The sequence below is a fragment of the Lentzea indica genome (assembly GCF_012184385.1).
GTDB lineage: Bacteria > Actinomycetota > Actinomycetes > Mycobacteriales > Pseudonocardiaceae > Lentzea > Lentzea indica.
Genome location: NZ_VSRL01000240.1, coordinates 1 through 13,573, shown reverse-complemented (window position 1 = coordinate 13,573; position 13,573 = coordinate 1). Strand labels below are relative to the sequence as shown.

Genomic DNA, 13,573 nt, shown 5'->3' with positions numbered 1-13,573 from the left:
AAGCGGATGACGCGTAAAAACCCTTTCTCACGAGTTCGTGTGAAAAAGCGCTGATGACCTGGTCCGATGAGGCGAGAATGCCCCATGTGATGGCGAATCGACACGGCTGCGGTCCTCACCGCGTTCGAACACGCCCATGACCTTCGCACCGGCCCGCACCGCTCGCGTCCAGCCCTTCGAGTGCGGAACCTCCATCCAGTCCGCGACCTCCGCGTCGACGACCTGGCGCACCATCGCGGCCACGACGCCGTCGAACGCCTTGCCCGGCACGAACTTCTCGTACAGCTCGACCAGGTTCCTGGTCAGCTCGATGCCGTCGCCCGAAGGCGCGTACGACGCCCGCACCATGCTCGCGCTGAGTTCTTCCGCCTCCCGCCACGTTTCCGGCATCACGTCCGGCCTGATGCCGAGCACGGCGCCCGCGACGCGCCACACGTGGTAGTAGTCCTCGGCCTCAGTCTCGGTGACCGAGACGCCGATGCGGCGCATGCCGTCGATCACCTGCACCGAGAAGATCAGCAGTGCGCCGAGCAGATCCTGCTGGCACACCGGAACACCGTCCGCCTCGTGGTCCCAGTCCGGTGACCGGCCGACGAAGTACCGGACCGCCGCGTGGATGAGCCGGGTCTTCTGGATCGTGGGCACGAACGAGCCGCCGGTGCCGAAAGCGTTGGGCGCCATCATGTTCAGCACGAACTGCGACGTCTCCGACAGCCGGCGGTGCGGCTGGTTGAGCCGATGCGTCACCGTGAGGACCTTCGACGGCCTCGGCTGCGCATAGCAGTTGACCATCGCGCCGAACGACAACACCGATGCCACGTGCACGCCGTCGTCGATGAAGAACTCGTGCGCACGAGCGACGCGCTCCTCGTCCATCCACTCCGGCGGGTTGTCGGTGGCGATCAGGTACTCGCGGACCGAACCGGGCAGGTTCTCCGGGATCGGCTCGTCGTTGCCGCGAAACTCCGCGAGCACCTGGTTGACCTCGGCAAGGCTGCCGCTTTCGACCAGGTCCGCGATCACGGCGTCGGCGACGGGATCGCCCTCGAACTTCAGTGCGTGCAGGTCCACCGGCCGAGCGTAGGGGCGTTCCGGGGCGGTTGATCGTGGTGATCACCTCTTCGGCCCAGCGAATCCACGCGTTCGTGCCAGTACGCGGTGCCAACCGGGGTATGAAGTACACGGACCGTCTACCGGGGGACGTCGTGAGTGAGCATGCCATCAGGCTGGTCGAGATCTCGCTGACCGCCGAGGAAGCTGAGCGTCGCGCTGCCGTGGTGGCGTCGTGGCTGCTGGACCGCGGCGTGATCGTGGTGAACGAGAACCGCTCTTTGATGGCGCCGAGCGAGTTCCGCGCCGGTCCGCGTTGCTCTGCCGCCGCCCCCGAGGCCGACCGCTGGGTCGGCGGCGGCCACACCGGCGTGGACGTCGTGGCCGAACGGCGCGTGCACCACGCCGTGGAGAACTACGAACCACCCGCGTGTCCCCGTTGCGGTGCTGAGGCGATCAGCGACTCAGCTCACCACGCATTGATCGAACCGTGGCTGTACGAACGCGTTGAGCCGTCCGTGCGGTGTGTCACTTGTGGACAGTCCTCGCTCGTCGGCGACCTGGAGGGCCGTTGGTCGTTCCACATCGGCGAACTGGCCGTCGTCTTCCACAACTGGCCGCCGCTGTTCCCGGAGTTCGTCGCGGAACTGGGCGCCGTGATGGGTCCACGCACCCGCGTGGTGGTCGACCACACGTGAGCGTTCATGAAGAGGTGAGCAGGTCGAACGCGTGCTTGCGGTGGACGGCGAACATCTCCAGGGCAGCCTCGAGGTTCCGTGCCTTCAACGCCGCCACCAGCATGTCGTGCTCCAGCCGAACGTGGTCCAGGTAGTCGGCCGTGCTGGTGTTCACGCGCATGATCAGGAACAGGAACACCTGAGACCGGATCGCGTACCAGGCCTCCAGCAACCTCGAATGCTTGGCCGCCAGGTACACGGCGTCGTGAAACTCGATGTCACAGCGCACCATCCCGTACGGGTCTTCTGCACGCTGCATCGCTTTCGCGGCAATCTCGATGGGGATGAGGTCGAAGTCGCCGGCCTGCTCGACAACGCGGCGCACCGCCAAGTGCTCCAGCGCACCGCGCAGACTGTCCAGCTCCGCCACGTCCTGATCGGACAGAACCGTCACGGTGGCACCCCGATGCCACTCGCTGCGCACGATTCCCTCGCGCTCCAAGAGCTGCAATGCGTCCCGCACCGGCCCCCGGCTGACCTCCAACGCCTTCGACAGGTCAACCTCGCGCAACGCGTCGCCCGGCTGGAAGGCACCGGTGAAGATCGACGACCGGATCATGTCCGCGACCTCGGCGCCCAGCCCACGCCGACGGGCAGGCGCCAGGGTCACTGGCTTGTCCTTCTTGCTCATGTCGCAATGTTAACAAGCGCAATGTTAACAACCCGACATTCGCATATTCGCGAACGAGCGTTCGAAGCAGACGCAACGCTGGCCGGTCGAACCCGCGCGTGGTCGGCAGGTCGGCAGCCGGTAGGTCACCACCTGCGACACCGCGGGCGGCCCGCACTCGCGCACCCGTCCGCAGCAAGGAAACACCGACCACTCCCACCTCCTGGCCGCGCTGATCTCGACCTGGGACAGGCGTCTTCGCCTTCACTTTCGACTGCTCAGTTGGTGGGCTCGCCGAACCAGCGGGCGAGGTGGTCGTTCAGGTCCTGCTGATGCTCACCGATCCAGGCGACGTATCCGTCGGGCGCAGCAGGACGGCCGGAACGTCCAGTGCCGCAGTGGGATCCGCGATGAGGTCGACCCGGTCCGACCAGCCCTCGATGCTCAGCCGTTCGGTGCGGTCGAGCACCAGGCCGCGGCCCCGATGTAGCCGGTCGTAGAGGTGGCCCTGTTTCAGGTCGATGTCGCGCAGGCGGCGGCCGAGCAGGTCGGGGCCCGCGCCGAAGTCGTAGCGGATGCCGATCGCGGTGATCTTCTCGATCAGGTGTCGGTTCACCTCGTCGAAGTCCATCAGTTCGGTGAGCAGCCTGCGCACGGCCCGCGGGCCCGGTTCAGCAGACCCCAGCAACACCTGGGCACGGGTGTTGTTCAGCACGTCCTCGGCGACCGGACGACGTTCGGTCTCGTAGGTGTCCAGCAATGTTTCCGGCGCCCAGCCGCGGATCTGTGCGGCCAGTTTCCAGCCGAGGTTGAACGCGTCCTGAACGCCCAGGTTCAGGCCCTGACCGCCGGCAGGCGGATGGATGTGCGCGGCATCGCCGGCCAGCAGCACCCGCCCGACCCGATACCGCTCGGCCAGCCGCGTGGCATCACCGAAGCGGGACAACCAGCGCGGCGAATGCACGCCGAAATCGGTTCCGGCGATGGCGCGCAACTGCTGCTTGAAATCCTCGAGGGTGGGCGGTTCCGCGCGATCCTCGCTGACTCCCTCGGCGGGGACCACGACCCGATAGACCTCATCACCGAAGGGCCCGAGACTGAACACGTGGTTGGTCTCGCGGATTTCGGCGACCTTGGCGGCGATCTCCTCCTGCGGCGCACCCACCCCCATCTCGCCCATCAGCGTGTCGGTCCGCGAGGGCTCACCGGGGAAGCCGACGCCGAGCAGTTTGCGCACCGTGCTGCGCCCGCCGTCACAGCCGACGAGGTAACGCGACCGCAGCCGCTCGCCGTCGGCCAGTTCGACGGTCACCCCCTCGTCGTCCTGCTCGAAACCGGCCACCGCACAACCGCGCCGGACCTGCGCACCCAGTTCGATCGCACGTGCTTCCAGCAGACGGTCGATGACCGGCTGCGGGATGCCCAGCAAATAGGTGTACGCGGAATCCAGGCCCTCGGGCGCTGGTTTCGGGATGGCGGCGAAGACACCACCGACCGGACGCTGCCTTCCGCGTTCAAGAAAACGATCCAGCAGTCCGCGCATCGCCATCAGCTCGATACTGCGAATGTGCAGACTCACTATGCGGACGAACGACGAAACGGGCTCGGGTTCCTTCTCCAGAACAAGTACCTGAACATCATGCAGCCGCAGTTCGGCGGCCAGCGTCGCACCGGTCGGCCCGCACCCAGCAATGATCACATCGAACATGAGCCACCCATTCTGCCAATTCTTTCCCACCCAGTCACATGCGTCCCCGTGGTCAGGCGCGACCGCGCACGCGTCTCACTGATCCCGTATTTCCGCAGGTCCTGGCATCGGCCGCCAATCATGCGGCACCCTCAAGTCTTGGCGCAAGCGATATATGTTGAAGGTAAAGCCGAGTTTGTCCGATTCGATTTCGAGAGCGTTCATCGAACCGCGAATTTGGCGATGGCCGCTTCGCTGACCGGCGTGTCGACAGGAACAGGTCCGACGGGCGAGCGTCGTTGCCGGTCGACGGCCGTGGTCGCCGAACGCCTTCACCGAGCGCGCTGGCACACCACTAAATCCCACCCCAGCTACCGCGAGGTGCTCACCAACCTGCCGCACACCGATTGCCGCTCAACATCATGCCGACCTACCCGATCCCCCGATCCCCCGACGCCTTACGGCCCGACGCCCGACGCCCGACGCCCGACGCCCGAACAAGCCCGCACCATCCGCCTGGCCTGGGCAAACGCCACGACCTACCCGTGAAACACGAGCCAACAAGCGCACCACCGAGGCGATTGTCGGAATGTTAACATCTGGACATGCCGAACATCCCACGCTTCCACCTCGCCATGCCCGTTGACGACCTCGACGCCGCCCGCCGCTTCTACGGCGAGACGCTCGGCCTGGAGCAGGGCCGCAGCTCCGACACCTGGATCGACTGGAACCTGCACGGCCACCAGTTCGTCACCCACCTGGCGCCGAAGACGGAGCGAGTCAGCAACCCCGTGGACGGCCACGACGTGCCGGTGCCCCACTTCGGGCTCGTGCTGACCGTCCCCGAGTTCCAGGCCCTGGCCGGGAAGCTCACCGACGCGGGCACGAAGTTCGTCATCGAGCCGTACGTGCGGTTCAAGGGTGAGCGCGGCGAGCAGTGGACGATGTTCCTGCTGGACCCGGCGGGCAACGCGCTGGAGTTCAAGGCCTTCGCGGACGACTCGCAGGTGTTCGCAACGTAAAGGCCAGCCAAAAATCTTGCACGACGCGCAAGTTTCAGTAGCGTGGAGGTGACGCCGAGCCACGGCCTGGTCACGCCAGGTCAGACAGGGAGAGGTCATGACCACGGCCGAGCGGCAGCGCAGCGCGCAGGAGCTCATCCGTCCGCAGCTGCCCGCCGAACTCACCAAGCGCGATGGATGCCCGTTCGACCCGGCCAGCGGGCTGACCGAGTTGAGCGGGCGCGGGCAGATTCACCGGATCGAGCACAACGGTGAGACCGTCTGGCTCGTCACCGGGCACGACGAGGCACGGGCGGTGCTCGCCGAGCCGAAGATGAGCTCGGACCGGATCAACAGCCCGCGCGCCCGAGCGCTCATCTCGCCGGAGCTGCATGCCGAGCTGTTCCCGCCGGAGCGGCGGGCCGGGTCGTTCATCTTCATGGACGCCCCCGAGCACACCCGTTACCGCAGGCTGCTGACGGGGCAGTTCACGGTGCGGCGCATGCGGGACCTGACGCCACGCGTGCACGAGATCGTCACCACCCAGCTCGACGCGATGATCGAGAAGGGACCGCCGGCCGATCTCGTGCACGACTTCGCGCTGCCGGTGCCGTCGCTGGTGATCTGCGAGCTGCTGGGCGTCGACTACGGCGACCGCGACGAGTTCCAGCGCCGCACGTCCAAGCTGCTCAGCCTCACCACGACGATCGAGGAGCAGATCAAGGTCAACGCGGATCTGCGACTGTTCATGCAGTCGCTCGTCCGCGAGAAGCAGAAGAACCCGGGAGACGACCTGTTGTCCGGGTTGGTGCGCGACACCGACCTCAACGAGGACGAGCTCACGGGCATCGCGAACCTGCTGCTCATCGCCGGCCACGAGACGACGGCGAACATGCTCGGGCTCGGCACGTTCGCGCTGCTCGAACACCCGGACCAGTTCGCCAAGCTCCGGGAGCACCCCGAACTCGTCGAGAACGCCGTCGAGGAGCTGCTGCGCTACCTGTCGATCATCAGCATGGGTGTCGCGCGGCACGCCAAGGAGGACGTCACGATCGGCGGCGCCACCATCCGCGCCGGTGAGACCGTCGTGGTGTCGGTGCCCGCTGTCAACCGCGACGAGACCCAGTACGACGACCCGCACGCGCTGCGAGTCGACCGGCCGCGCGGGCACCACGTGGCGTTCGGGCACGGCATCCACCAGTGCCTCGGCCAGCAGCTGGCGCGCGTGGAGATGGCCGTCGGCTACACCGAGCTGCTGCGCAGGCTGCCGACGCTGAAGCTCGCCGTACCGGCGGACGAGGTGCCGCTGCGGACCGACATGTCGATCTACGGCGTGCACAAGCTCCCGGTCACCTGGTGAAACCAGCGCCGAGCTGGTCGATCATCCCCCCGACCAGTTCGGCGGCCGTGTACCGCTCGGAGGCGGACGGTGTGTCCAGCCACCACTGCACGACCGCGCGCAACGACGCAAGGATCGTCGACGCCGTCACGGCCGGATACGGGTCCAACGAAGCGTCCACTCCGCACCGCACCGCGATCGCCGCGGTCAGCTCCTGCTCACGGGCGGAGTAAGCGGCGATCACGTGCGGCAGCAGCGCCGGGTGCCGGCGCAGTTCGCGCAGCTGGCGAAGCCGGTCGAGGTCGACGTACCGCGGGTAGATCGAGTGCAACGCCTCTCGCAGCGCGACCAGCACCGGCTCGTCCAGAGGCCGCGCGGCGAACTCCCGCACGAACGCCAGGGCCGTGGTCGTGTCACCGGCGACGACCGCTTCCTCTTTGGACGAGAAGTAGTTGAAGAACGTCCGCAGCGACACCCCGGCCGCCCGCGCGATCTGCTCGACCGTCACCCGGTCCAGGCCGTGCTCGACGCACAGGCTCCAGGCGGCGTCACCCAGCGCCTCCCTGGTAGCCGCCTTCTTGCGTTCACGCAGGCCCGTCATGGCGGAAAGGTTAAGGCGTACCGGAAATTGGTGTAGACCTTGCCACCCATATGAGCACCTCAATACGGTCTGTGAGAACGCTCTCACAGACCTACGGAGGACCGGGTGCACCTACTCGGAGTCGTCGTACTGACCGGTGCCCTGCTCACCGCCGGCCAGGCCCATGCCTCGCCCCCGCGAGCAGCACAGGCACCGACCGTCACGCTGATCACCGGGGACCAGGTGCTCACCGGCCAGCGAGCGGTCAGACCGGCGCCCGGCCGCGAGCACGTCATGTTCACGACCTACACCGCCCAGGGCCACGAGTACGTGGTGCCGCACGACGCCATGCCGATGATCGCGGACGGCCGCCTCGACGAGCGCCTCTTCGACGTCACCGAGCTCGCCACGTACGGCGGCGCCCTGCCCGTGATCGTCACCTACCCCGAAGGCGCCACCCGCACCCAAACCACGGGCCTGCCGCTCCCGAGCATCAACGGCGTCGCCCTCGACGCGGCCAGGACACCGATTGTCGGAATGTTAACAAGCGGCATGTCAACATTCGACATGTCGACATCCGGCATCAAGAAGATCTGGCTCGACGCGAAGCGCCGGGCGAACCTGGACCGCAGCGTCGCCCAGATCAACGCCCCCGCCGCCTACGAGGCGGGTTTCACCGGCAAGGGCACCACGGTCGCCGTCCTCGACACCGGAGTCGACCAGACCCACCCGGACCTCAAGGACCGCGAGATCGGTGAGCGCAACTTCACGACCTCACCGGACGCGGGCGACCACTACGGCCACGGCACGCACGTCGCGTCGATCATCGCGGGCACCGGTGCGAAGAGCGGCGGCAAGTACCGCGGTGTCGCGCCGGACGCGAGCATCCTCGACGTCAAGGTGCTGGGCGACAACGGTTCCGGTCAGGACAGCGGGATCATCGCCGGCATGGAGTGGGCCGTCGAGCAGGGCGCCCAGATCGTCAACATGAGCCTCGGCGGCTACGACACCCCCGAGATCGAGCCGCTCGAGGAAGCGGTCAACCGCCTCAGCGCCGAGAAGGGCACGCTGTTCGTGGTCGCCGCCGGCAACAGCGGCCCGAACGCCAGCACCGTCGGCTCGCCCGGCACCGCCGACGCGGCCCTCACCGTCGGCGCCGTCGACGCCAGAACCAGATCGCCGAGTTCTCCAGCCGCGGCCCGACCAAGGCCGGCACGCTCAAGCCCGACCTCACCGCGCCGGGTGTCGGCATCGTCGCCGCCCTGCACTCCGACGGCAAGATCGGCCCGCCGGTCGCCGAGGGCTACACCTCGCTCGACGGCACCTCGATGGCCACCCCGCACGTCGCCGGCGCGGCGGCCCTCCTGCGTCAGCAGCACCCCGGCCTCAACGGTCGCCAGCTCAAGGCCCGCCTCACCGGCAGCACCACGCCCACCGCGAAGCTGACCCCGTTCGAGCAGGGCTCCGGCCGCGTCGACGTCGCCAAGCTGGTCAAGCAGAACGTGACCTCGACCCCGACCAGCCTCAGCTTCGGCGCCCACCGATGGCCGCACACCGGCACACCCGCGCTGACCAAGGAGATCACCTACACCAACGCGGGTTCCGAGCCTGTCACCCTCGACCTCACCACCGAGACGAACGGCAGCCTGTTCAGCGTCTCCCCCGCGAAGCTCACCGTTCCCGCCAACGGCACCGCGACCGCCACGGTCACCGCGGACATCGCCAAGCAGCCCAACGGCGGCGTCTTCGGCGGCGCGGTCGTCGCGAACGGCGTGCGCACGGCTGTCGTCGCTGATCTCGAAGTGGAGAGCTACGACGTCACGATCACCGGAACCGAACGCTCCGGCGTCAAGGCGAGCTCGACCTTCGCGTTCCTGATCAACGTCGACACCGGCACCCGCGTGTGGCCGGAGAACGGCGTCGCCCGTCTCGCCAAGGGCCGCTACATCCTCTCCGGCAGCGTCATGTCGTCGGACGGCGCCCACACCCACGACGCGATCAACTACCCGAACCTGACGGTCGCCGGCGCGACCACGATCAACCTGGACGCACGGCAGGCCAAGCCGGTCCAGGTGAAGCTCCCGGTCACCGCGCAGCTCTCGTTGCTGCAGACCGGTTTCGAACGCGTCGTCAACGGCACCCGCTACACCATCGGCAACTTCTCGGTCGGCGGCGTGATCGACCACCTCGGCGTCGCGAGCCTCGGCCCCGACTCGAACGAGGTCACCGGCAAGATCGCGACGTTCTGGAACGCGGGCCCCGACTTCTACGGACTCGCCTGGTATCGCAAGGGATCCGCGCCGAACGGCCTGAACAAGACGGTCGCGAAGAAGGATCTGGCCACCGTCAAGGTCGACATGCCCGCCCTGAAGGACGGCCAGAACGCCACCATCGGCCACACCTCGGCTCCCGAGGGTCGCTCCGACTGGGGTTACGGCTCGCTGGACAACCTGGCTCCCGGCCCGCGCACCGAGTACTACGGCGGCGACGGCGGCGACTGGTCGCGCAGGCTCAACCTGTTCAACGAGAACGGCAACATCGGCGCGCTCGCCGGCCCGCTCAGGCACTACCGGCCGGGCAGGTCGTACGTGGAACCGTTCAACCGCGCGGTGTTCGGCCCGGCGCTGCCCGAGACGAGGGACGTCCCGCACTCGTTCCGCACCGGCGACATGGTCCGGATCACGGTCCCGCTGTACGGCGACAACGCGGGCAACGCGGGCTACGGCCCGGTCATCGAGGCCAAGACCACGCTCTACCGCGACAACGTCAAGGCGGGCGAGACGGCCGAGGCGGGCTGGGCCCTGCTCGACGTGGAGCCGGGGGCCGCGGACTACCGCCTGGAGACGACGGCGACCCGCGACAACCCGTTGAGCACGAAGGTGTCCGGCGTCTGGACGTTCCGCAGCGACACGACGGCCAAGCAGACCGCGCTGCCGCTGAGTGTCATCCGCTTCACCCCGCAGCTGGACGACAACGGCACCGCGCGAGCGGGTCAGATGCTGTCGGTGCCGGTCTCGACCCAGTCGCAGGCGGGCTCGGTGCGCATCACGTCCGTCGAGGTCTCCTACGACGGCGGCACGACGTGGCGCCACACCCCCGTCACGAGCAACCGCGTACTGCTCGCCCACCCGAGGGACGCCAAGTCGGTCTCCTTGCGCGCCAAGCGTCCGGCCAAGACCAGACCGTGGAGCAGACGATCATCAACGCGTACCTGCTCCGCTGATGAACCGGCCCGCGTGCTCGCGAGCCCACAAAGCGAACGAGCGCGCGGGCCTCCCCAGCACGTCCTCAACCGTCGACACGACCGTGTACCCCTCAGCGGGCATGTCCCTCTTCCACCCGAGCAGCACGTCGACCACCTCGGCAGGCCGGCCCGCCGCGAGCATCTCCGCACGCGCCTCAGCCTCGGACTGCTCGACGTACCGGATCTCCCTGCCGACCGCCGCGCTCAAAGCCGCCACCTGCTCCGGCACGGAAAGCGACTCCGGCCCCGTCAGCGTGTACGTGCGGCCGCCGTGCCCACCCCTCACGAGCACGGCGGCCGCCACCGCGCCGATGTCGCCCTCGTGCACGAGCGCACTCCGCGCGTACGCGAACGGCTCGCGCACCTCCCCCTTCACGCGCACCGACTCGGCCCAGACGAGCGCATTGGACATGAAGTCCACCGGCCGCAACACGGTCCACTCCAGCGAGCTGGCCGTGACCGCCTCCTCCATCGCACTCCGGTGTCCGCTCCACAGCACGGTGATCCGCCGGACCCCTGCCTCCTCCGCCTGCTTCACCAGGTCCGGCCCGGACAGCAGCTCGGCGTAGTCCGCACCGGCGTTCGTCAGCATGTGCACCGCGGTGACGCCGTCGAACGGGATCGTCTCTGGCCTGGTCAGGTCCCCCTCGACGACTTCGACCTGAGCCGGAAGATGAGACTCGGCCGCGTTCCTGGTGACAGCACGAACCCGCTGCCCCAGCGCGAGCAGCTCGTTCACCACCTGACGCCCGGCGTTCCCGGTCGCCCCGCAACGAGAACCGTCATGGCAGCGACCGTAGAACATCCAGTTAACTGGAGATCAAGCGAGGAACTCGACGGCCTGAGTCCACGACTGCCAGAATGACACTGATCATGCGAGGGGGCCTGGGTGCAGGAACTGACCGACGAGATGGTGGTCGACCACTGCCCGCCGCCCGCGAAGACTCCCGATGTCTCGGGCGAGGTGCGCATCCCGGGCCGCCACGTCGCCAACGTCGCGAAACACCCGGACGGCCGCCTGGCGGTGATCACCTGGTCATCCCCGGAGATCGACCCGGGACTGCTCAACCCCGCGCTCCACGTCGTCGAGAACGGAATGGTCACCGACCTGGGCGCGACGCCGGCCGACGCGTGTGATCCGGTCTGGTGGGGCGACGAGATCGTCTACCTGGCCCTGACGCCGCCGCACCTGCAGGGCGGCAACGCCGTCTTCGACCAGCGCCACCGCAACCTCACCGAGGGCATGCCGGCCTGCCCGATCGAGCTCGTCCAGGACGACGGCAACGCGCCGATCATGGTGGTCGCGACCGGCCTGGACACCGAGTTCCACCGCCTCGACCAAGGTCTGCTCGACCACGCCACGGGAGCGCAGCGGCCGCGGCACGACCATGCCCACCACTTCGACCAAGGTCTGCTCGACCGCGCCACGGAGACGCACCGACCGCAGCATGGCCATGCCCACCACCTCGGCCAGGTCTGCTCGCCCGCGTCACGGGAGCACACCGACCGCGCGGCGGCCAAGCCCACCAGCTCGGCGACATCCCGTGGGGCAGCCAGGAACGCCTCCACTACCAGGCCTCCGACGGACTCGACCTCGACGGGCTCCTGGTCCTCCCGGTCGGCAAGACCCGAGAAGACGGACCGTTCCGTCTCGTCACCCTGGTCCACGGCGGCCCGTACGACCGGTGGACCGACGACCTCCAGCTCCACTGGGTGCCGTCGGCACAGTGGTTCGCGCATCAGGGAATCGCGAGCTTTCTGCCCAACCCCAGAGGCGGGCTCGGCCACGGCCACGAGTTCGCGGCCGCCGTCGCGGGACGTGTCGGCCAGGAGGAGTGGCACGACATCGAGACCGGGATCGACCTGTTGATCGCGCAGAACATCGCCGACCCCGACCGGCTCGGCATCGCCGGCTGGAGCCACGGCGGGTTCATGGCCGCCTGGGCGACAACGCGGACGGACAGGTTCAAAGCGGCACTCGTGGGCGCAGGCATCTCCGACTGGCCGAGGCAGGTGGCGACCGGCGAGTGGGGTGCGTTCGAGGCGGCGCTCGGCGACAGCCCGGAGCACAGCCCGATCACCTACGCGGACCGGATCCGCACACCGCTGTTGATCGTGCACGGCGCTGACGACACCAACGTGCCGGTGGAGCAAGCCGAACTCCTGCACCGGGCCGTAGAACACTCCGAACTCATCATCTACCCCGGCGAGGGACACTCGCTGCGGAAGCGTGAGCACAGGCTGGATCTGCTGAACCGAGCCAGAAGGTTGTTCGCGAAGCTCTGAGACTTGCGCAAGTCTTCCGCAAGCCTTGCAACCACGTGGCAAACGGGTGCAAACGGGCCCATCGAGATCAAATCAATTTTTTTCAGGACGTTCGGGAACGAACCTCCCATGCGCCAGCCCATCCTGTCGCTGGTGATCGCCCTGCGCATGCCACAGCACACTTCAGATACCAGAACCGCCACGCATCTTTCCTGTTCAGAGCGGTCTGTCGCAAATTTGCGCAATCACGTCGACATATTGCGATAATCTGCTAGGCACTTCTACGGTGAGGCGCGCCACACCCCCTCGCGTCCCCACCGAGAAGGGCCAAGCACGCCATGTCAACGACGACACGCGCTCGCTCCCTGCTAGCCCCCTTGGTCGCGCTGGTCACCGCCGCGGCCACGCTCACCGTCTCCCCCGCGGCGCAAGCAGCGCCGGTGAGCCTGGACCTGCAACGGCAGACGCGCATCGACCAGGTCACGCTGACCGCGCCGCGCAACGCAACGGAAACCTTCGCCGTGCAGACGAGTCTCGACGGCAGAGGCTGGTCGACGCTCGTCGCGGAACGACCACATGCCTTCAAGAACGGCAAGGTGACGTTCCAGGTCGACCCGACGCTGGTCCGGCACGTCCGCGCCACCAAGACCACGGCCAGGCTCGAAGTCCACGAGGCCGCCGTCAGCGCCAAACTTCAGGCGAGTTACAGCGCCAGCAGCACCAACCAGAACTACACCCCCGGCAACGCCGGGGACGGCAACCAGGGCACTTACTGGGAGAGCGCGAACAACGCGTTCCCGCAATGGATCCAGGCCGATCTCGGCGCCGCGCTGAAAACCGACAGGGTCTGCTGAAGCTCCCGGCCGCGAACTGGGGCACCCGCACCCAGACCCTCGCGGTCCAGGGCAGCACGGACGGCACCGGCTTCACCGATCTCGTCGCCTCACGCGGACACGAGTTCCCCAAGAGCACGCTCTTCCCGGCCAACACGACCGAGGCAGGCGGCGGCAAGATCACCGACGCTCTGTTCACGCGTCTGGTCGGCTACAAGGCTGAGGAC

At 67.8% G+C, this 13,573-nt stretch carries 10 protein-coding genes and 3 pseudogenes; 8 read left to right on the top strand and 5 right to left on the bottom strand.

The window, feature by feature from the left end; genetic code table 11:
• Positions 1-27: 27 nt before the first annotated feature.
• Positions 28-1,071 carry an oxygenase MpaB family protein gene (locus tag FXN61_RS39235; RefSeq protein ID WP_167978963.1) on the bottom strand — a complete coding sequence of 348 codons (1,044 nt, stop codon included), beginning with the start codon at positions 1,069-1,071 and terminating at the stop codon, positions 28-30.
• 134 nt (positions 1,072-1,205) lie between these two features.
• On the opposite strand from FXN61_RS39235, the gene FXN61_RS39230 reads away from it, so the two are divergent.
• Positions 1,206-1,748, top strand: coding sequence for a hypothetical protein (locus FXN61_RS39230; RefSeq protein WP_167978962.1), 543 nt, complete (start codon positions 1,206-1,208; stop codon positions 1,746-1,748).
• Positions 1,749-1,752: 4 nt separating this feature from the next.
• Here FXN61_RS39230 and FXN61_RS39225 read toward each other — a convergent pair whose 3' ends face one another.
• Both FXN61_RS39225 and rox read right to left on the bottom strand, forming a co-directional pair.
• Positions 1,753-2,418: a GntR family transcriptional regulator gene (locus FXN61_RS39225; RefSeq protein ID WP_167978961.1), complete on the bottom strand. Its 666-nt coding sequence runs from the start codon at positions 2,416-2,418 to the stop codon at positions 1,753-1,755.
• A gap of 257 nt (positions 2,419-2,675) precedes the next feature.
• A pseudogene (rox, locus tag FXN61_RS39220) lies at positions 2,676-4,105 on the bottom strand (rifampin monooxygenase).
• Between the two features lie 584 nt (positions 4,106-4,689).
• On the opposite strand from rox, the gene FXN61_RS39215 reads away from it, so the two are divergent.
• Together FXN61_RS39215 and FXN61_RS39210 are read left to right on the top strand one after the other, a co-directional pair.
• A complete protein-coding gene (locus FXN61_RS39215; RefSeq protein ID WP_167978960.1) occupies positions 4,690-5,106 on the top strand; it encodes a VOC family protein in 417 nt (138 codons plus the stop codon).
• Positions 5,107-5,203: 97 nt separating this feature from the next.
• On the top strand, positions 5,204-6,445 hold the full coding sequence (locus FXN61_RS39210) for a cytochrome P450 (protein ID WP_167978959.1): 1,242 nt from the start codon (positions 5,204-5,206) through the stop codon (positions 6,443-6,445).
• Here FXN61_RS39210 and FXN61_RS39205 read toward each other — a convergent pair.
• Complete coding sequence (locus tag FXN61_RS39205; RefSeq protein ID WP_167978958.1) at positions 6,435-7,025, bottom strand: TetR/AcrR family transcriptional regulator; 591 nt, start codon at positions 7,023-7,025, stop codon at positions 6,435-6,437. The two genes, FXN61_RS39210 and FXN61_RS39205, sit on opposite strands and share 11 nt — an antisense overlap.
• Before the next feature lie 273 nt (positions 7,026-7,298).
• Between FXN61_RS39205 and FXN61_RS53455 the strand changes: the two are divergent.
• Together FXN61_RS53455 and FXN61_RS56700 are read left to right on the top strand one after the other, a co-directional pair.
• Positions 7,299-8,180 (top strand): annotated as a pseudogene (locus FXN61_RS53455) (S8 family serine peptidase); the annotation flags it as partial.
• Positions 8,180-8,407 (top strand): annotated as a pseudogene (locus FXN61_RS56700) (S8 family serine peptidase); the annotation flags it as partial. The pseudogenes FXN61_RS53455 and FXN61_RS56700, both read left to right, overlap by 1 nt.
• Before the next feature lie 1,797 nt (positions 8,408-10,204).
• Here the strand turns inward: FXN61_RS56700 and FXN61_RS39195 are convergent.
• A complete protein-coding gene (locus FXN61_RS39195) occupies positions 10,205-11,053 on the bottom strand; it encodes an NAD(P)H-binding protein (RefSeq protein WP_167978965.1) in 849 nt (282 codons plus the stop codon).
• A gap of 341 nt (positions 11,054-11,394) precedes the next feature.
• Here FXN61_RS39195 and FXN61_RS56695 point away from each other — a divergent pair, with 341 nt between their 5' ends.
• The 3 genes from FXN61_RS56695 to FXN61_RS39185 all read left to right on the top strand — a co-directional run.
• Entirely contained in the window at positions 11,395-12,534 is a 1,140-nt protein-coding gene (locus tag FXN61_RS56695; RefSeq protein ID WP_376770799.1) for an alpha/beta hydrolase family protein, read from the top strand.
• Between the two features lie 356 nt (positions 12,535-12,890).
• Entirely contained in the window at positions 12,891-13,367 is a 477-nt protein-coding gene (locus FXN61_RS53440; protein WP_246292625.1) for a discoidin domain-containing protein, read from the top strand.
• The coding region (locus FXN61_RS39185) for a hypothetical protein (protein ID WP_376770798.1) at positions 13,316-13,573 on the top strand (258 nt) is incomplete at its 3' end. The genes FXN61_RS53440 and FXN61_RS39185, both read left to right, overlap by 52 nt.

Excerpts from the sequence above, each read along its gene's own strand:
- FXN61_RS39225 (WP_167978961.1), bottom strand. The coding sequence starts at position 2,418 with ATGAGCAAGAAGGACAAGCCAGTGACCCTGGCGCCTGCCCGTCGGCGT.
- FXN61_RS39215 (WP_167978960.1), top strand. The coding sequence starts at position 4,690 with ATGCCGAACATCCCACGCTTCCACCTCGCCATGCCCGTTGACGACCTC.
- FXN61_RS39210 (WP_167978959.1), top strand. The coding sequence starts at position 5,204 with ATGACCACGGCCGAGCGGCAGCGCAGCGCGCAGGAGCTCATCCGTCCG.
- FXN61_RS39205 (WP_167978958.1), bottom strand. The coding sequence starts at position 7,025 with ATGACGGGCCTGCGTGAACGCAAGAAGGCGGCTACCAGGGAGGCGCTG.
- FXN61_RS39195 (WP_167978965.1), bottom strand. The coding sequence starts at position 11,053 with ATGTTCTACGGTCGCTGCCATGACGGTTCTCGTTGCGGGGCGACCGGG.